This window comes from Novipirellula aureliae, from assembly GCF_007860185.1.
GTDB classification, from domain to species: Bacteria; Planctomycetota; Planctomycetia; order Pirellulales; family Pirellulaceae; genus Novipirellula_A; species Novipirellula_A aureliae.
Window position 1 is genome coordinate 140,848 of sequence record NZ_SJPY01000007.1, and the last position, 18,593, is coordinate 159,440.

An 18,593-nucleotide genomic window follows, 5' to 3' on the forward strand; every position below is an offset into this window, starting at 1 on the left:
GTCTGGGCAGGTTCGCGTTGACGATGAATCGCACCTTCAACCCTACCGCCAAGCCAACCCTACCGCCAAGCCAATCCTACCGCCAAGCTCAAATCACTGCTGGTGATGCCCCCTGAAAACGAAGTCGTGGAGTTCAAGCCTGCGAAGAATCCATCGTTTTTTTCCGCCACGAATTACACGAATTACACGAATCCGTTTTCTATCATTCGCGTCATTTCGTGCGATTCGTGCGATTCGTGCGATTCGTGGCCAAAACGTTTGTTGATGAATGGAATAAAAACAACAGAATCTGCTATTTTCTGGCTTCGCGAAATTTTTTGGCTTCGCGAAATCGAAATATCGTCCGCCAGCACAGCTATCCGCCTGACTTGCAACTTTTGGCAACGGAAACGGTTCGGAAGCAAGCTGAAACGATTGCGGATGAACGGCAGACACCTTGATAACCCCGAAATGATAATCCCGAAATTTAACGAGCCGAGAAAGCGATGAACGCTATTTTGCACTTCCGCCGATCGGCTTGTTTTCGAAGTGTTTTCCTGATTAAATGGCCTTCTGAGCCACCCCCGCAGCACTCCGAAATCAACAAACGTGCATGAATCAATCGACTCGAGATGACGAATCGCCCTCCATCACACCGGTCCGTGTGGCCGACTACCGATGCGGTGGCTCCGAGCCACTGATGTTGATCGCGGGGCCTTGTGTGCTGCAAACCCAGGAATTGGCGTTTGAAATCGCCGACCTGCTAACCAAAATCAACGAGCGAAAAGACGTAAACGTTGTCTTTAAAGCATCGTTCGACAAGGCGAATCGCACCAGTGTTGATGCTCGCCGCGGTCCAGGCATCGACGAGGGGCTGCGACTATTGGAACAGGTTCACCGTCACAGTGGTTTGCCGGTTACTACCGACGTGCATTTGCCGGAGCATTGCGACCCTGTGTCGCAGGTCTGTTCACTGCTTCAAATTCCCGCTTTTTTGGCTCGGCAAACCGATTTGGTTGTCGCTGCCGCAAAAACGGGCAAGCCAGTGAATATAAAGAAAGGACAATTCATGGCTCCCGAAGACATGCGATTTGTCGTCGAGAAGGCTCGAGCCAGTGGTGATGGCGGCGTGATGCTTTGCGAACGCGGGACGTTTTTTGGCTACGGACGTCTAGTCAATGACATGCAGTCGCTTCCAATCATGCGTTCTTTTGGCGTTCCGGTCGTGTTCGATGCGACCCATAGCGTCCAGCGACCGGGTGGGCTCGGCGGTGCGACAGGCGGAAATCGCGAAATGGTTGAACCATTGGCCCGCGCTGCCGTATCAATGGGTACCGATGCGCTGTTTTTCGAAACTCACCCCGATCCCGACACTTCTCCAAGTGATGGGGCCAACATGATTCCGCTGGCGGCCTTCGAATCGATGATCGACAAGCTGTTGCAGCTACACGCGACGGTCCGATCACTTGGGTGAGTGACACGGCCTGCGCTGTGAATCTCGCTGGAGAGCTACTCGGGATAGGATCTTTAACAAGATCCACTACGGATACGTGGATGGGATCTTTAGATAAGATCCACTACGGATACGTGGATGGGATCTTTGACAAGATCCACTACGGATACGTGGATGGGATCTTTGATAAGATCCACTACGGATGCGTGGATAGGATCTTTGACAAGATCCACTACGGATACGTGGATGGGATCTTTGACAAGATCCACTACGGATACGTGGATTGGATCTTTAACAAGATCCACTACGGATACGTGGATGGGATCTTTGATAAGATCCACTACGGATACGTGGATGGGATCTTTGACAAGATCCACTACGGATACGTGCAGGAAATTACGAATACCGGCGTTCACGCTTTTTATTCTCACAGACTTACGATGGCTTCCACTCCTACCGCTACCTCATGTTCCTCCAATCGGTTAACGCTGATTACTAGCGTTCTGCTGACGAGTTTACTGCTTTTTGGCACACTGGTTTTCTCCGGGTGTGGCAAGAACGAGGATATTATTGGCCAGATCGAGGCCGACCGACAAGCTCGGCTGCAATCGCAGTCCAAGCAGGATCACCTTGGCCAAGTTCATCGGATGCTGACTCGTTTGATCGAACTAAACCCGGACGAAGCGAGTCGTCAAATCACCTACCACCTCAATCGCTGGCTCGAACAAAATCCGCTGCCCGAATTCGATCGATCGTCCTCCGGCAAACCCGCTATCCTCAAGACGGTCAACGAATATATCACGCCCGACGAGATCGATCGGGTCCTATTCAACAAGCGTTTTATACGCTCCGACGTCGATCATCTGCGAGACGCCTACCTGTTTCGTACGATTTTGCAATGGATCGATCGACCATCGAGCGACGATCCGTTGCTAGCCGATTGGTTGGCGGATCAAACGGAAACGCTCGGAGAAGCCAATGCGACTCGATTACGTACTGCGACTCGGCTGTTCGATTGGACGATTCGAAACATCGCCCTTGAACCAGCATTCGCGTCAGCCGACGGTCGGATTTCAGCCCCAACATTTCCACTGGGAATGGTATTCCAAGGTCCCGGCTATCGGCAGACCGACTTTCAAACCGTGTGGCGAGGAATCGGTGATGGACTGCAGCGTGCTGGTGTCTTTACCCAGCTTTGCAACCAAGCCGGTATCGTTTCGGCTGTTCTTTCTCTGCAAATCGCCGACACCGGTGAACTTCGTCCTTGGGCCGTCGGTGTCTTGATTGGCGAGGACGTCTATCTGTTTGAGCCCAACTTGGGAATTTTTGTCCCGGGGCCCGATCAAATTGGAATTGCGACTTTGGCGCAAGCTAGGTCGGACGCCTCGGTCATGCGGCGGCTCAATATCCCAGGGTTCTTTGACTATCCGCTCAGCAAGCAGGATGTTCAGCAAAACACGGCGATGCTTAATATCACCCCAGTCGCGTTGAGCCCTCGCATGAAGCTCTTGCAATCCCGTTTAGCCGGAGAGCGACGAATGAATCTATTCACGGACGTCGATGCCGCGAGCAAACAACTTGATGCAGCAGTGGGGATTGCGGGCGTGCGTCTTTGGCCGGTCCCGATCTTGGCGGATGTCTACCAAGAAGCGTTAGCCAAAGCGGCTGAGCGAGATCCGATGCTGTCGGTTTGGCGCGATTCCTCTTGGGCGATTCTTGAAAGCGAAGCCGACTCGAGCAAAGAATTTGCTCTGGCTCGTTGGCGGCATTTACATGGCCAGTTTGACAATGATGAATCCAAAGACATGAAAGGCGCTCGCCCACTCTATCTGGCCCAAAGAGCACCCGAATTCGAAATTGAAGATTTGCGGATTGACGTCGACCTGCAGAAACAATATGGGGTCCGCCGGCAACTGGGCGTTGCACCCGAAGTCTACGATGCTCAGCTACAATTTGCGCAGCAAATGATGCAGTTCGGCAAACGGACCGCAACCTATTGGGTAAGCTTGATCCAGTACGACGATGCTCGCTATGACAACGCCGTCACTTGGCTAAGAAAACGTGTGCTCGATGAAGGCCAATTGTCGCACTGGGTGCCGTCGGCCCAATACAACCTCGGTCGTTCGCTCGAACAACTCGGTGACGAGGAAGAGGCGATCGAGCTCTACAAGACCTCAGGCAATCTTCAAGAACATGGCAACCGAATCCGCGCCCGCTTGCTGTCGCGATCGCCGTAATCCGATCGGATGATCCTCAACCCGTCGTGGATCCTGTTCAAGATCCTCACTGAACGGATCTTGAACAAGATCTCCATCAACCGCCGAAAGGGCGACTGGGTTCATCCGCCTGGCTTCAACGTTGGCAACGCTGCTTTGATCGCGATCGTAAAGACCATCAGCCCGAGAACCCCGATCAGCCCGAGAACCCCGATCAGCCCGAGAGCCCCGATCAGCCCGAGAGCCCCGATACCAACGGTGACTCTCCATTCCAGTTGGCTCGGTAAGTACTCAACGATTGCATGCAGCGTGCTGGGATTGCATGCAGCGTGCTGGGATTGCATGCAGCGTGCTGGGATTTCGCTCCGTGACGGCAAACCGATTGCCATCGAGAACATCGGTACGGGTTGTGGTGTTTGTCGACATGTTTGCCCGGCTCCGGAAAACGCTATCCTCCTGATGCCGATGTTCAACCGAGCCTAGGCATATTCATTGCGGCGTCTACAACGAGCGTTTAAATCTCGCTACACTAGAGCACGCCCCCTGGCACTGATTTCAGACTTTTTCCTCCCTCTCTCAAGGTATTGTAACACCATGGCTGGATTCCCCGACATTCCTCAAATTGCTTACGAAGGTCCTCAGTCCGATAACCCATTGGCATTTCGCTGGTACAACGCAGAGGAAGTTGTCGAAGGCAAATCGATGAAAGAGCACCTTCGCTTTACCGTTTGCTATTGGCATTCGTTTCGGGGGACTGGAGCCGATCCATTTGGCGGTCCGACGATGCAGCGGCCCTGGGATGATGGCAGCGAATCGGTTGAAAACGCATGCAATCGAGTCCCCGTTGCATTCGAATTTTTCGAAAAACTTGGCGTTCCCTTCTATGCTTTTCATGACCGTGACGTGGCTCCCGAAGGTTCAAACCTATCCGAAACCAACGCGAATCTCGATAAAGTTGCCGACGTTTTAGAAGCGGAGCAAAAGCGATCGGGGGTTAAATTGTTGTGGGGAACCGCGAACATGTTTAGTCACCCACGCTACATGCACGGTGCTGCGACGACTTGCAACGCAGACGTCTATGCCTATGCCGCAGCTCAGGTAAAAAAAGCACTCGAAATCACCCACCGACTCGGTGGCGAGAACTATGTTTTTTGGGGGGGACGTGAAGGGTACCAAAACCTTTACAACACCGACATGAAACGCGAACTCGATCACCTCGGTGCGTTTTTTCACATGGCCGTCGACTATGCAAAAGAGATTGGATTCAAAGGCCAATTTTTAATCGAGCCAAAACCCAAGGAACCGACCAAGCACCAATACGACTCGGACGTGGCCGCTTGCCTCAATTTCCTGCGAACCTATGACTTAATGGATCACTTCAAGCTCAACATCGAGACGAACCATGCCACCTTGGCGGGGCATACGATGATGCACGAACTCGACTGTGCTGGAATGCAAGGAGCCCTCGGATCGATCGATGCAAACACGGGCGATATGCTACTCGGTTGGGATACGGATCAATTTCCGACCGATTATTACCTGACGACTCAAACGATGCTGATGCTGCTGAAGTACGGTCTGGCACCTGGCGGCGTGAACTTTGACGCAAAGTTGAGACGAGAGAGTTTTGAGCCTGTCGATTTGTTCCATGCCCACATCGGCGGGATGGACGCGTTCGCAAAAGGTTTAAAAATCGCCGCCGCGATACGTGCGGATCGAGCGTTAGACGGTTTTGTGGAAAAACGCTACAGCAGTTTTGACTCGGGTATTGGCGAAAAGATTGAAAAAGGCACGGTCAACTTCAAAGATCTCGAAGCCTACATGCTCGGCAAAGGCGACGCAGAACCCAACGTCAGCGGTCGCCAAGAAATGCTCGAAAATGTTATCAACCGCTATCTCGATATGATTTAGCGATTACAACTGGCCCCCCGGAGAGCACGACGGTGGAGCACGTTTTTTTGCTAGTCTTGGTGGCGATAAACTCGCCGGGCGTTGCCCACGCGGTCAAAAGGCAAAAACCGCGTCGAAGATAGCGGGCGATCCTCCTCTCCTAGTAACGCAAAGAAACAGTGAATCTTTGCGAATTGCTTGCTAGCATCGCGATTTCAGTGGTCGCCTTCAAGATTGCCGCCCCACAGGCCGATTTGACTGATTAAGGGGCTTTCACGGATAAATCGCCCGCATTTTTTGTGCGGGTGCTTTTGTTTGCGTACTCTTTGCCATTTTGCAGGAGCCTTTTGGGTGGCAATGAGACGCGAACCGTTGGCATTTCTTCTCGATTCCAATTTGGGAGGACGCGTATCCAGTCTTCAGGGCGTCTTGCATGGGATGAGCAACCAGAACGCTCGCCATACCGAACACTCGTTTTCCGATACGCTATCCGTTGAAGGGATTAGGACAGACATGCTGCCGCGAAATCGCCTATCGGTAACCGTTCGACTGATGACGCTTGTCGCTTTGCTGCCGCTCGCTCGGCAGGCCAAGGCTAACGAAGTCCCCTTGCTCATCGAGTCATCGCCGCAAACGGACCATGGAAGCGAACCATCAATTGTCTTCCAACACAATGGCCCCCATGGACAAGGCCCGCCGCAGGTGATCTTGGCTGATGAAATTCCGGTTGATCGATTCCGCAAGAGTTTCTATCAAGGAGCAGATCTGAATGGTGGTTACCTTGGCGATACTGGCAACCAAGCGGGTGGCCTAAATCTGACCTACCAAGAGGCTCGGGCCTCCTTTGGTATCCCTCTTGGAAGTCTCGATAATATCCTGGCCATCAGTCCCTATTTTCGAGTTGATCAACTTGATGGTCCAGAGACAATCGATGCGTCAGAGACGTTGTATGACACAGGCGTGACCCTTTTGAATCGAAAAGAGTGGTCCGATCGCTTCTCCCATACATTGATACTAACCCCCTCGGTGCGTAGCGATTTCCGAACGAGCGAAAACGCGTTTCGCTTGTTTGGGTTAGCACTTTGGAATTGGCAAAAGCGTCCTGATTTAAGCCTTTCGCTCGGTGTCGTCTATCTGGGCCGATCCGATCTTCCTCCGCTACCCGCTTTTGGTTTTAGTTGGACACCGACACCTCGGTGGCGATTGGACGCCATCCTGCCAAGACCTCGCTTGTCACATCGGCTTTGGAAAGATGCTGGCAACGCCGAAGGTTGGGCTTACGTTGGCGGAACGCTTGGCGGCAATACGTGGGCCGTTCGTCGTGACGATGGTAGCGATGATGAACTGACGATTAGTGACCTGAGATTTTTGTTCGGTTACGAAGAAATCCGCCGAGGTAACCGAGGGGTCTTCGCCGAAGCTGGCTATAGCTTCAATCGCTCGATCGAATACGAAGTGAGCGAAGATGAGATTGACTTGAGTGACGGGCTGTTCATCCAAGCGGGATGGAAATTCTAAGCATCCATACAGCTTAAGTTAAAGATCTCAGGTCACAATCGACTCTTCTCAAACGCCGTTCATCAAGCGGATCAAGGTCCTTTATCCGCATTCATTGCGAAGAAAGAGAAGAAGGATGCGTTGGCTGCCGGGAAGCGAAAACGTTTTGACACGCAGCCCCACCGCCTCTTGACTCACCGCGTGAGACGGTGTACCATGACACCAGTACGCTCTCTGCGTTTGGGGAAGCGGCTTGTCGGTTCAATCGCCAACTCGCGATTGTCGAGGTGAAATTTGTTCTTTTCTATCGAGCCCGGCGGTGACGTCCCGATCTACGAACAAATCGTTCGTCAGGTCAAATTAGCCGTTGCCGACGGTGTTTTGGTTGGTGGCCAAATGGTGCCCAGCGTGCGGCAATTGGCTGGCGAATTGGCGATCAATCCCAATACGATCGCACGCGCTTATCAGCAATTACAAACCGATCTGGTTTTAGAACCGCTGCGAGGTCGCGGCATGATTGTCCGCCGTGACTCGGTCGCCCGTTGCACGAAGGCACGCAATTCATTGGTCGCCGACGCCGTCCGTCGGGCTCTCTCCGATGCGCTCTCGGGAGGAATGACACCCGAGGATCTGCGTGAACTTTTTGAAGCAGAACTTCGTCGGCAAGCCGAATCGGCCAACCAAAACGGATCAACCCAATAACTTCTTTTCAATCAGGAAAACGGCGATGCAACCGGTAATCTCTCTTGATCACGTCTCCAAACGTTTCGGCAACAACATCGCACTCGATCGGGTTTCGATCGATATACCCGCCGGAGTCGTGTTCGCACTATTGGGTGAAAATGGTGCTGGCAAAACAACCCTAATCCGCATTTTGACGGGCTTTCTGAAGCCAGATTCAGGGCACGCGTCGGTACTCGGTTGCCCGTGTGAATTCGCGGGTCTCGAGATTCGCCGAGCGATCGGCTACGTCTCCGATGCACCGGCACTTTATGAATGGATGTTGCCCGCCGAGATCGGTTGGTTCACGTCGGCGTTCTACGAAGACGGATTCTTGGACCGCTACCACGAACTGATCGCCGACTTTGATGTTCCGATCGATGTACGGCTGAAGAATCTAAGTAAAGGGCAACGCGCCAAGGTAGCCTTAGCTTTGGCGATCGCCCACGACCCCGAACTATTGATTTTGGACGAACCGACCAGCGGGCTTGATCCGATGGTCCGTCGGCATTTCTTGGAGTCGATGGTCGATCGCGCGGCACTGGGGAGGACCGTGTTGCTTAGCAGTCATCAAATCGGCGAAGTCGAACGGGTGGCTGATTGGGTGGGAATCATTCACCAAGGACACTTGAAAATCGTCGAGCCACTTGATGCCCTCAAATCGTCGACCTGGATTGTGACCGCGACGATGGACGACAGTGATGCCGTTGCCGAATTGCCACCTGGTAAGGTGCTGACTGAATTAAGAAGCGGTCGCCAAATGCGCTGGGTCGTTCAAGACTTACCAGGCGATTGGCAAAGTGGTTATGGGAGCGAATGTGGCGTGACCAATTTATCGGCCACGCAGGCAACGTTGGAAGAGATTTTTGTTGCGGTCTGCGACGACCGAGCACACCGACCGACCACCGAGGTGACACCATGACAGAGTCAAACGCAATACTGGCTCGCTTGCTATGGAAGGATGCGAATACAGTCAAGTCGCTAGTTCTCGCCGTCCTCGTGGGGATCGTCAGCTTTCACCTGATCGCTGTGGCCGCCTTGTCCATCGACGGCAGATTTGTGATTGATCCTTTTGCGATGCTGTGGATTGTGATGCCAAACTTGTTCGCCATTGGTGCTCCGGCGGTACTAGTGGGAACTGAAGAGGATGCTGGAACACTCCGCTGGCTGCGCACTTTGCCGGTTAAGTGGCAGCACGTCGTCGGCTCGAAGTGCATCGTTGCGGTGGTAGCACTTCTTGCTGTTTGGGCGATCGCTTCGGCGATTATGTTGATCGCTAGTCTTGCGATTCCACCCACACGCGACCTGACGTTGGACGACTTGCGAATCATCGTTGGCGTGGCACCCCTGCTGTTCTTTAGCCTGATGTTGTTGTTGACGGGCTTTGTCACCTCCTATCTCGTTCGATCTCCCGTCGGTGGTCTGCTGATGATGATACCAATGCGGATAGTAAAACGATCGGATGTTTCAGCCGATCGGCGTGCCACGCCGCGAGCAATGGTTGTGGAGTTTGTTGCCAGCGTCCCGACGCCGCCAGCCCCGAAAATCACCTTGGAGATGAGTTCCATAGACCGTCCACGTGACGAAGAACGCGATCGGATCGTCATGATTCATGACAGATTGCCCCCTCATTTGAAACGATGCTTCCCCAACGAGTTTACCAAAAGCATCAGCCGCAGGGCGCTAGCCCAATGGCACAGATATGTCGGCCTCTGGCCTGTTTATCGGGAACAAAAACAACACCATCACAACAAGTGTCAATCCCAGCTTTCAGCAATCTAGCCTTGTCCCCTATTCGCGGTAATTGGCTAAGTCGTCGCTTCACGCACTACCTGTTACTCAGCCAAAAACGGTTGACATTCGGCTAGACAATCGGCGATTTGGTCGTAGATGTTGTGTAATTCCTCGTGCGAAAAAACGGGGCCGAGGGCTCGACGAATTCTTGTCGACAACGAACCGTGTTCCAGCACAATGTTTAAGGGCGTCATCAATCGGTCGAGTTCCTTATCGTTACCTCGAAGCGTCTTGACCAAGTACCACCAAAGATCCTGTGTCTTGATACGTTGATCCGAAATGCCAAAGTGTTCTAGGTACTCGGCATCCTCAATCACGGCTTGCTCGCCATGCCTTGAAATTCGAATCAGTAGATCTTTCAATCTCTCCGTCGGCATTGCCTTTTGCAGCTCCAAACCGCTCCATCTCTGGGCGGAAATCGCCTTCATGACCGCAACGACGGCTGCACAGATCGCTACGTCCGCTGCCGGATACTCTTGCACATCCATCACTCTCAATTCCATCGACCCTCGGTCAAAACGGGCGATTGCACCGCGAGCGTTCAAAAAGTCGCACTGCATCAAATGTTCGGGATCAAACGGTCGAACCGCCGCTTCAATCGGCGCAAAAATCTGCCGTCGATAGGTGGCTTCCTCATAGATCGCTTCGGGAATGACATCGCCCATCATTACGGGGATTCGGGCGCAGTGGTCGACATACATCTTCATCCGCATCGAATGCCAATCACCCAACTGCGAGTCGATGACCGGTGAACTGGCGGCGATTCCAGGAAGTAGCGGCAACACCAATCGCACCGCAGCATGGAGACGCTCGAATTGTTCATCGCCATCAAAAGGCAAGTTCAAATGCACACTTTGAACGTTCGCCCATCCATGAGATCGACAATCAAAAATGCGGTCATAGCTCTCGTAAATCTCGCTACACTCATGCGGCCAAAGCTTCGTTTCCGTCTTGGGGTCCATCCACGGATGCATCGCGGTCGGCAGTAATCGCAAGTTCCGTTGATCGAGCGTTGGCCGTATTTGTTGTATTGCCGATTCAAAAAGAGACGGCAATCGAATCAAGCTTCCGATCGGTTCTGTGTTTTTCAACTCAATCACATGACTGGCCAACTCATTCGACCAAGTCGTTTTTCCTGATGTGAAATCGGACGGGAACTCGTTCGTATCGGTAGTTCCATGAAGCGATTGCAGAACTTGGTCGGCATAAGGCCGAACCGACAAATCGGTTTGATCCACCAACATGTACTCGAGTTCGACACCAAAACGATCAAATAATTCACGCTTAGGGTCATTGCTCATCCAATCACCTCACCTGATTTCTTTCGTTCAATTCGCCTTAGGAAGGATTCCATAATTCGGCGATATAGGTCTTCTCTTAGCACGCTATCTTCGACCCCACTATCGAGGTTGGGGTTGTCATTGACTTCGATAACATAGAACTTTCCATCGCTTTCTTTGACGTCGACACCATAGAGACCATCGCCGATCAAGTTGGCTGCTTTTACGGCGATATTGACTGCTTTTCGCGGAGCCAATTCAACGGGTAGCGTCTCGGCTCGGCCAAACGTTTGCTTGCCCTCCTCTCCGTACTTAGCGATTTGCCAATGGCCGCGTGCCATGTGGTATTTACTGGCAAAAAAGGCACGTCCATCGAGCACCCCGATCCGCCAATCGAAGTCGGTTTTCATAAATCGCTGCGCAATCACCAGTTCGGAATGAGTGAACATCTCCTCGAGTTTCTCCGCCAATTCCGCTTCGGTCTCAGCCTTGGTCACCCCTTTGGAAAACGCACTGTCGGGGCGTTTCAAGACGCAAGGCAAACCGATTTCGGAAACAATTTTATCCGCGTTCGCACGATGAATCACAAACGTTTTGGGTGTATCGATTTTGGCTTTCTCTAAAATTTCGGCCAAGTAAACCTTGTTCGTACAACGGATAATGGATTGGGGATCGTCGATCACGACCAAGCCTTCACGCTCGGCCCAACGAGCAAGCCGATAGGTGTAGTGGTTCACCGCTGTTGTTTCGCGAATAAACAACGCATCAAATTCCATCAGCCGACCTGCATCTTCGTGTGTGAGTAGCTCAGCATGGATTCCCACCGCACTTGCCGCTTTGAGCATTTTGTGGAGTGCCTTTTCATCGGACGGTGCGAGTTCTTTTTCGAGCGGGTTGTGCAAGATTGCCAAGTCGTATCGCAGCGTATTCTTTTTTGATTTAGCAGCCCCTCGCCCGGCAAAATGCCGTTCGGCCTGCTCGGCGACGAAAGGCCAATGGGCTTTTGGTATTGATTTGGCTCCGATAATCCCGCCTCTTTTCAAACGCCATTTGTCTTTACGGCGGGCAAAGTTAAATCGCAACAGTGGACAGGGGAATGTATTGAAGAGTTCTCGCGAGAGTCGATCGTAGCGTTTTGCTAGGTTGCGGCCGAAGTAAACACTCAGCTCGAAGGTCTCTCCGGTCAGCGGTGCAAGCGATTGCTGTATCAGCTCATCAAGCTCGGATGAGATCAAACGGACATCCGTTGAGCCAACCAAGTCCTGGATGCCAGTGATGTTTGGCATCGGGCGATGGCCGCGTGCTTCCGCTAACAGCGAGACGTAATAGCCTAAACTTTGGTAGCGATAAGAATTGGCCAAGTTGTAGATTTTGATGCCTCGGCGGCGATTCCACATTGGATTGGTCAAATACTCACGAGGATCGACGACTTCGACTCCATCAATCGATTCGATCCATCCTGATTGAGATTCCGTTACAACGACATCGGACATGGGTAAAGTCTTTCCAATATTAGGCTTTTTCTTCGATCGCAGAAAAGCGTCAGGCGATTTGGAAGCATTAGGGTTCATCGAAAGTCTTGGCGACTTTCGCCACGGGACTCATCGCAAATTTTGCTGACATAGGCCTTTCGTGTTTTTTGCGAATCATCAATAAATTTGCGTCATAGGTGGCGATTCCAAGCAAAATCGCAGTGGCGACTTGCGATAGAGGGGCCGCATACAAATGCGTCTTCGCGATAGGATTGTTCTGCAAGGGGTCCGCCAACATGACTTGCCCTGTTTGCGTCTCGTAGCCATACAAAACCACAAAATGTCCTGCTGGCTCACCCAAAATATCGTTGGCGACACTGGTTCGGCCCCGCTCGTCACGGGGTTGTGAAACTTCGCGTGCTTCTTGGTAGAGGAACGTTGCGCTGAGCCCGCTCAGAATTGGTACGCCCGCGACCAAGCTACGAACAATCAAGTTTTCTTCGAGCGGCTCCATGTCGACGACGCCGCCGAGTTCTAGGAATTGCAGGTAGGCCTCGGTCGCGACATCAAAACGCTCATCCGTCGCACGTTTAGCCTCTCGTTGAGCAATCAACTTTTCGGCTAGATCGACGCGTCCAAATGGAAACCAGGTCGGATCGAAGAATTGGACGTTGTAGGTCACAATCGTTGCTTCGTATCCGCGCCGTAGTGCGTGACACGCCAACTGAACTGCCAACGTTCCACCTTTGGAAAACTGGCCGATTTCCTCTATCACTTGATCGAGCGATATCTCGTCTTTCCAATAGTTGTAGACAGCGTGTAAACAGGTGGGCCCGCAATCGGAATCGCTCGGTTGAGACTCAATACGAAGTGAAAGTTGATGCATCAAAATCGCGGCATGCTAAATGTCGCGAGTCCCATGTTCGGTGTGGTATCGAACGTTGTACAAATCCTGACGCCGATCGTTCCAATTCGTCACACTGCCTTGCTTCCTGTGGCGACGAAGCAGTTCGATATCGACATCGTGGATAACGACCATTTCAACATTCGGATTCGCTTCGGCACCGATGGCATCGCGGGCAAAAGTGACATCTGCAGGAGTAAAAATCGCCGACTGTGCATAATGAATATCGGCATTTTCAACAAACGGTAAATTCCCCGTGCAACCGGCAATGGCAACATAAAAATGGTTTTCAACCGCCCTCGCTTGAGCACACATACGGACACGCAGATAGCCCAGTTGTGTATCAGTATTGAAGGGCACAAACAACAGATTGGCCCCTCGCTCAGCAGCGATTCGCGACACCTCGGGGAACTGACAATCGTAGCAAACCTGGATCGAAATCGGCCCGCAATCGGTGTCAAACACCTCGACCTTATCGCCACCTTGTACGCCCCACCAATGTCGTTCGGAGGGAGTGATATGTAACTTGTATTGCTTTTCAATACTGCCATCGCGGCGAAACAAGAACGAGATGTTGTAGAGCGTGTCATCTTCGACCACAAAGTGGGACCCGCCAATGATGTTGGTATCGAACGCGATCGCCATCTCGGTAAACAGTTCCAAGTACTGAGGGGTGAATACGGACAATGCCCGCGCCGCGCTGCCTGGACGCTGGGACGGCAAGCATGACAACAACTGAAGCGTGAAGAGCTCGGGGAACAATAAAAAGTCACATTTGTAGTCACCTGCGACATCGACAAAGTATCGAGCCTGTTTAGCAAACTCGTCAAAATCCTTTACCGCTCGCATTTGATACTGAACCGCTCCAATACGCACCAACTCAACGCTGCGGCGAAAACGACGGTTGGGGTTCACCGAATAATCGAGATTCTTCCATTCTAAGAACGTCGCGTATCCGGCACTTTCATGGTCCGATGGTAGATAGTTTGGAATCAGACCTTGAAGTGCGAAGCCGTTAGCAATTTGGGCAGTCAATACGGGATCGTAAAGAGACTTATCGACGACCCCTTCGACGTATTCGCGCGCGGACATTTTATCCGCATACTTGTGAAAGCCAGGGATTCGACCGCCAATGATGATGCGAGCGATGTTCTTTTGCCGGCAAAGGTCTTTGCGAGCTTGATACAACCGCCGTGATAACCGCATCCCACGATACTCGGGGTCAACCATAATCTCGATGCCATACATCGTATCACCCGTCGGCACGTGATTGCGTATGAAACCTCCATCGGCCATCACCTTCCAATTATGCCATTCCAAACTGTCATCAAAATTGACCAAGAGTCCACTGCACGACGCGACGACTTTACCGTCGCATTCGATCACCATTTGACCTTCGGGAAAACGAGCCAACTGACTTTGCAGTTGCTCGATCGTCCAAGTCTCCATATCAGGAAAGCACTTCTTTTGAATCCGAATCAATGCCTCAAAATCTTCGAGCCTCGTTTGTCGAACGACAAGATTCCATTCAAATTGTCGCAAATCGATCTCATCGCTCGATCCGGATGTCGTTTTGATGTCAGGTTGGTTGGCTTGGCCCTGGTCGCAGTCAGACACGGATTCTCCCATGAGTTCTGGTTTAGGAATCTTTAGGAGCGATTACAAAAGCATATCGCGTCGCTAACTTTGCGAATCATATCCACCTCCACTCTTTCCGCGAGTGGTCAAGTTTCCATTTTCGACAAATTGTTGCGGCATTGAGCTAAGGGCGTCCCCAAAGACAACATTTATACGTAAATTACTTGATTAACTGGATCGACGGTCAGAATCCCGTGATTCGGTCGCTCGCATCGCCCCAGAAAATCCTAGGGTTATGTGACCGCTTGATTTGAGGCTTGGCAAAAGAGTGGCTGGGCATCTTGACCCGGTAAGCTGCGGCTGGAAGCCACAGCCACCAAAGAGGCTTACTCTCATACTTCGGTGGGACAAAGCGATCGACTTGCGGGGAGCGTAAAGCCTGTGAATCGGTTGATTTCTTTCGGATCGATTACCCGATCCATCGCTTGAAAATTCGCTCGAAAAGTTTGCGGTTGCGATGCCTTGCTTGGTGACAGGCCGCGGCAATCATTCTCGGGTCCTCCTCATTCATGAGGAACGCCAATTTCTGCATCAGGTACTCCTGGTCGGGCAACTCGTGCCGAGCTTGCGAATTCATCAATCGCAAGTTCAACTCGATCGCTCGGATCGTTCGGTAGCCTGTAATCAATTGCAACGATTCTTCTTCGGGCAAATGACCAGCTTTGGCAAGCGTCTGAAGTGCCTCAATGGTATTGGACTTGAGGATGGTCGTGGAGTCGGAAGCAAAACGTAGCATCAAAGTTTGCGTGACGAACTCGACATCCAACGTTCCTCCTTCTCCCCGTTTGAAGTTTTCGGGCGTGGCCGTTTCTTGCAATTGCATACGCAGCTCGAAGAACTTGGCTGCCAGATCTTCGAACTTCATCGATTTTGTCCAGGCCGATTCCGCGATCACTCGCTTAATGGCCGAATCGAGCGATTGTCGTTTTTTTCGCGAACCGCTAATCGTTCTTGCTCGACAAACCGCCATCCATTGCCACGGTAGAGCTGAACCGTCTTGAAAGCGAGCCAAAAACTCTTCCACGGATTCGGCCAGAACGCCTTCTTCACCCGCTGGTCTCAAGCGTCCATCGAGTTCGTAGAGTCGCCCGCTTGGGCCAGCGGTATCGATGCGGGCAATCATGCGATTCACAAGTCGATTGAAAAAGTCTCGGTTGCTAGTTGTCGAACGAGGACCACCGACGCGCCGCTGAGTTTCTCCCTCGGCAGAGTACAAGAAGATGGCGTCAAGCTTGCTGTGATAATTAGGCTCTCTGCCCCCAAGTTTACCTAGCCCGACGATCATCAGCTCTACGGGTGAGCCCGTTGGATCGACTGGATCACCAAACTGCCGGGCCAACTGTTCTTGTTCAAACGCTGCGATTCGCCGCAAACAGGCTTCAGCGGTGTCGGCAATTGCGGCCTGCGTTGCCGCCAAGGACTCTTTGCCTAAGATATTTCGAACGCCAATCGTCAAATGAGCACTTGACTTGAAACTGTGCAAGATCAGGTCAATCTCTGCCGCTCCTCGGCAAAGCTCAATCGATTGCGCGTCCAAACGTTCCGCAGACGGCAAACGATCGATCAACAGTGAATCGATTAACTCATCGATCATCCCTGGATTGTCGGTCAAGATTTCGACCAAATAAGGAGCCGCCGAACAGATCCGTACCATCATTTGCATGGTCGGCCGGTTTGCCGAAAGAAGTTCCCATAGAGTCCCTTTGGCGCCCAACGAATCGGCCACCCTAACGAGGGATGCCAACGTCCGACCGGGCATCGGAGTTCGCGAAATCTCGGCAAGCAGCGGTGGTGCAATTAAAGAGAAAAAATGCCGGCATCGATGAGGAGACAAGAAGGGAACCGATTCCGTACTCAGGGCAACCAAATCCTCCATCGCACGCCGAGGATGTTTCATGCCATGCTTAGACAAAATTTGTTCGACCAGCTCAGGGGAGGGATCGGGGTCAAGCATCAACTCGGTTTCGCTGGCCACCGACGTCCCATCATCAGGAGCATCAAGCATCAAGTGATTAATGATCCGGCGATTGATTTCAAAGATCTCTTTTAGCTGTGCCAAGAATTTTTCCGCATTTCCTTGAAGCGTCTCCATGTCTCGCAGACCAAGTCGCCAAGCCAACCGTTGGATTTTTTCCGTTTCGGTCGGCAGATCTCCGGCAAAGGAATCAAACATAACCGCAAGTTGGCTTTGTAGCCGACAAAGCTGTGCATGATTCTTTGAAAGCAGCGATGCTTCCTGGTCGGTCACGCATCCCGCTTTTTCCAGGGCAACGATCGCATCGTAGGTATTGCCAACTCGGACATTCGGTAGATCTCCCCCATGCAGCAATTGCAGAAACCGGATCGTTCGTTCAATGTCTTTTTTTCCTCCGGCAGCCGTATGAATGTTGACAACGACACCCCCCTGATCATGGGTCAATTCTTCAGAAGATTGGTTGCGACTCGTCGTGGCTGATGATTGCGTCCGCCGCGCCAACTTTTGCCGAAAGGTACGAATCTCGGCAATATCCGCCCGGCTAATGAATCGTCGGTACACCCAAGGCTCTAGCCGCTTGAGAAATGCGGAGCCCAATTCGGCGTCGCCGGCAACGACACGAGCCTTGATGAACCCAAGCCGTTGCCAAGTCCGACCGGAGGTTTCGAAAATCCGTCCCGCGTCAAACGAACTACAAATCAGCGTGCCTGTTTCGTATTTAGGGTTTCCACGAAAATCAAGGTTCAAACCCCGCTCTCCTTCAATCATATACAGCCCATCACATCGTAGAATCTGCGTGAATTCGTTGATCAGATCGGCGTAATAGGCACGGTGAGCTTGGTTCCATTGATCAATCCGGTCGTAGAGGAACACAAGTTTTAGAGCATCGCCAAAGTTCATTTCTTCGGCACCGAGATTTGTCATTCCAATGACAACCAATTTCGGCGAATCGCCGTTGGGTAACTGAGGCTCATCACGGGTTTGACGAAAATAGTCTTGGCAAAAATGGAAACCCACTCTGACAACCGCTTCGGCGAGGTAGGTTAACCGACGGCCGACGCGTTCGGGGGACATTGAACGGACGAACTGCAAGAATTCGATTCGTCCCGTTTCCTGCTGCACAAAGTCATGGATCACGCGTGCGGCAACCACCGGCTCCTTGACCGCTTCGATACGACTTTCGAGATCGCTAAGCAAGTCGTTTGGATCAAACGATTGGCTCGCACAAGAGCGAAGTTGCTCAAACCAATCGGGTTTCGCAATGAGTTGCTTCGATAACGACTCGCTCGTCGCAAAAAGTTGCAACAATTCCGCCAGCGACGATGGTTCGCTTTGGAACAAGGAAAGCAGCGAGTTTACATCCGAGCTCGCGACGAGAAACTGGCGAAGTCGACTGAGCAAAAGGTCGGGGCAATCTTCAACAGCCAGGTGTTCAGCCAAGGCTTGTTGTAGCGACGAAAGCGATGTGGGATCCGCATTCAAATGGAATATTTGACGTGCGCTATGGAGAGCAGCTTCTCGGTCGACAAACCGCAGCGGTTCCAGCCAATCAGCGGACTCGGCCAGGCCACCGATCGGTTTGTCTCTATCCGAATGAGAGTCCATGTTGTTATCCATCAAAGACGAAACGCACCAAAAGACAGGCCTCGAAAAGCGTGCCCCAAAAAAAGTGCAGTGAATTGGAAGAAAAACAAGTGTAAGGCGTTTTTCAAGATTCGTGTAGTGCGCAACAAAATGTGACCTAACCTTTCTCTACGGGGGGCCTTTGCGGCGGG

13 protein-coding genes are annotated in these 18,593 nt (G+C 52.0%); 7 read left to right on the plus strand and 6 right to left on the minus strand.

Features of this window, described 5'->3' with window-relative positions; translation table 11 throughout:
- The first annotated feature begins 592 nt into the window (after nt 1–592).
- Together kdsA and Q31b_RS20615 are read left to right on the plus strand one after the other, a co-directional pair.
- Nucleotides 593–1,453, plus strand: coding sequence for a 3-deoxy-8-phosphooctulonate synthase (gene kdsA / locus Q31b_RS20610; RefSeq protein ID WP_146601557.1), 861 nt, complete (start codon nt 593–595; stop codon nt 1,451–1,453).
- Between the two features lie 80 nt (nt 1,454–1,533).
- Nucleotides 1,534–3,669, plus strand: a complete 2,136-nt coding sequence (locus tag Q31b_RS20615; RefSeq protein ID WP_146601558.1) for a hypothetical protein — start codon at nt 1,534–1,536, stop codon at nt 3,667–3,669.
- Nucleotides 3,670–3,770: 101 nt separating this feature from the next.
- On the opposite strand, the gene Q31b_RS20620 is transcribed toward Q31b_RS20615, so the two are convergent.
- Nucleotides 3,771–4,037: a hypothetical protein gene (locus Q31b_RS20620; RefSeq protein WP_231617728.1), complete on the minus strand. Its 267-nt coding sequence runs from the start codon at nt 4,035–4,037 to the stop codon at nt 3,771–3,773.
- A 205-nt stretch (nt 4,038–4,242) separates the two neighbouring features.
- On the opposite strand from Q31b_RS20620, the gene xylA reads away from it, so the two are divergent.
- The 5 genes from xylA (at nt 4,243) to Q31b_RS20650 (ending at nt 9,537) form a co-directional block, all read left to right on the plus strand.
- A complete protein-coding gene (xylA, locus tag Q31b_RS20630) occupies nt 4,243–5,559 on the plus strand; it encodes a xylose isomerase (protein ID WP_146601559.1) in 1,317 nt (438 codons plus the stop codon).
- A gap of 336 nt (nt 5,560–5,895) precedes the next feature.
- The gene (locus Q31b_RS20635; RefSeq protein ID WP_146601560.1) at nt 5,896–7,056 is read left to right on the plus strand and encodes a hypothetical protein; all 1,161 of its coding nucleotides are present in this window, start codon (nt 5,896–5,898) and stop codon (nt 7,054–7,056) included.
- A gap of 273 nt (nt 7,057–7,329) precedes the next feature.
- The gene (locus Q31b_RS20640; RefSeq protein WP_146601561.1) at nt 7,330–7,737 is read left to right on the plus strand and encodes a GntR family transcriptional regulator; all 408 of its coding nucleotides are present in this window, start codon (nt 7,330–7,332) and stop codon (nt 7,735–7,737) included.
- Nucleotides 7,738–7,762: 25 nt separating this feature from the next.
- Entirely contained in the window at nt 7,763–8,677 is a 915-nt protein-coding gene (locus tag Q31b_RS20645) for an ABC transporter ATP-binding protein (RefSeq protein WP_146601562.1), read from the plus strand.
- Nucleotides 8,674–9,537, plus strand: a complete 864-nt coding sequence (locus Q31b_RS20650; RefSeq protein WP_197171954.1) for an ABC-2 transporter permease — start codon at nt 8,674–8,676, stop codon at nt 9,535–9,537. The genes Q31b_RS20645 and Q31b_RS20650 overlap by 4 nt, the downstream gene beginning before the upstream one ends.
- A gap of 53 nt (nt 9,538–9,590) precedes the next feature.
- On the opposite strand, the gene Q31b_RS20655 is transcribed toward Q31b_RS20650, so the two are convergent.
- The 5 genes from Q31b_RS20655 to Q31b_RS20675 all read right to left on the minus strand — a co-directional run bounded on the left by Q31b_RS20655 (nt 9,591) and on the right by Q31b_RS20675 (nt 18,423).
- Nucleotides 9,591–10,850, minus strand: a complete 1,260-nt coding sequence (locus tag Q31b_RS20655) for a glutamate-cysteine ligase family protein (protein ID WP_146601564.1) — start codon at nt 10,848–10,850, stop codon at nt 9,591–9,593.
- The gene (locus tag Q31b_RS20660) at nt 10,847–12,322 is read right to left on the minus strand and encodes a RimK family protein (protein ID WP_146601565.1); all 1,476 of its coding nucleotides are present in this window, start codon (nt 12,320–12,322) and stop codon (nt 10,847–10,849) included. Before Q31b_RS20660 ends, Q31b_RS20655 begins: the two co-directional genes overlap by 4 nt.
- 67 nt (nt 12,323–12,389) lie before the next feature.
- On the minus strand, nt 12,390–13,187 hold the full coding sequence (locus Q31b_RS20665; protein WP_197171956.1) for a cysteine peptidase family C39 domain-containing protein: 798 nt from the start codon (nt 13,185–13,187) through the stop codon (nt 12,390–12,392).
- A 15-nt stretch (nt 13,188–13,202) separates the two neighbouring features.
- Nucleotides 13,203–14,822, minus strand: coding sequence for a GNAT family N-acetyltransferase (locus Q31b_RS20670; RefSeq protein WP_390622340.1), 1,620 nt, complete (start codon nt 14,820–14,822; stop codon nt 13,203–13,205).
- A 430-nt stretch (nt 14,823–15,252) separates the two neighbouring features.
- A complete protein-coding gene (locus tag Q31b_RS20675; RefSeq protein WP_197171958.1) occupies nt 15,253–18,423 on the minus strand; it encodes a [protein-PII] uridylyltransferase family protein in 3,171 nt (1,056 codons plus the stop codon).
- Nucleotides 18,424–18,593 lie beyond the last annotated feature (170 nt).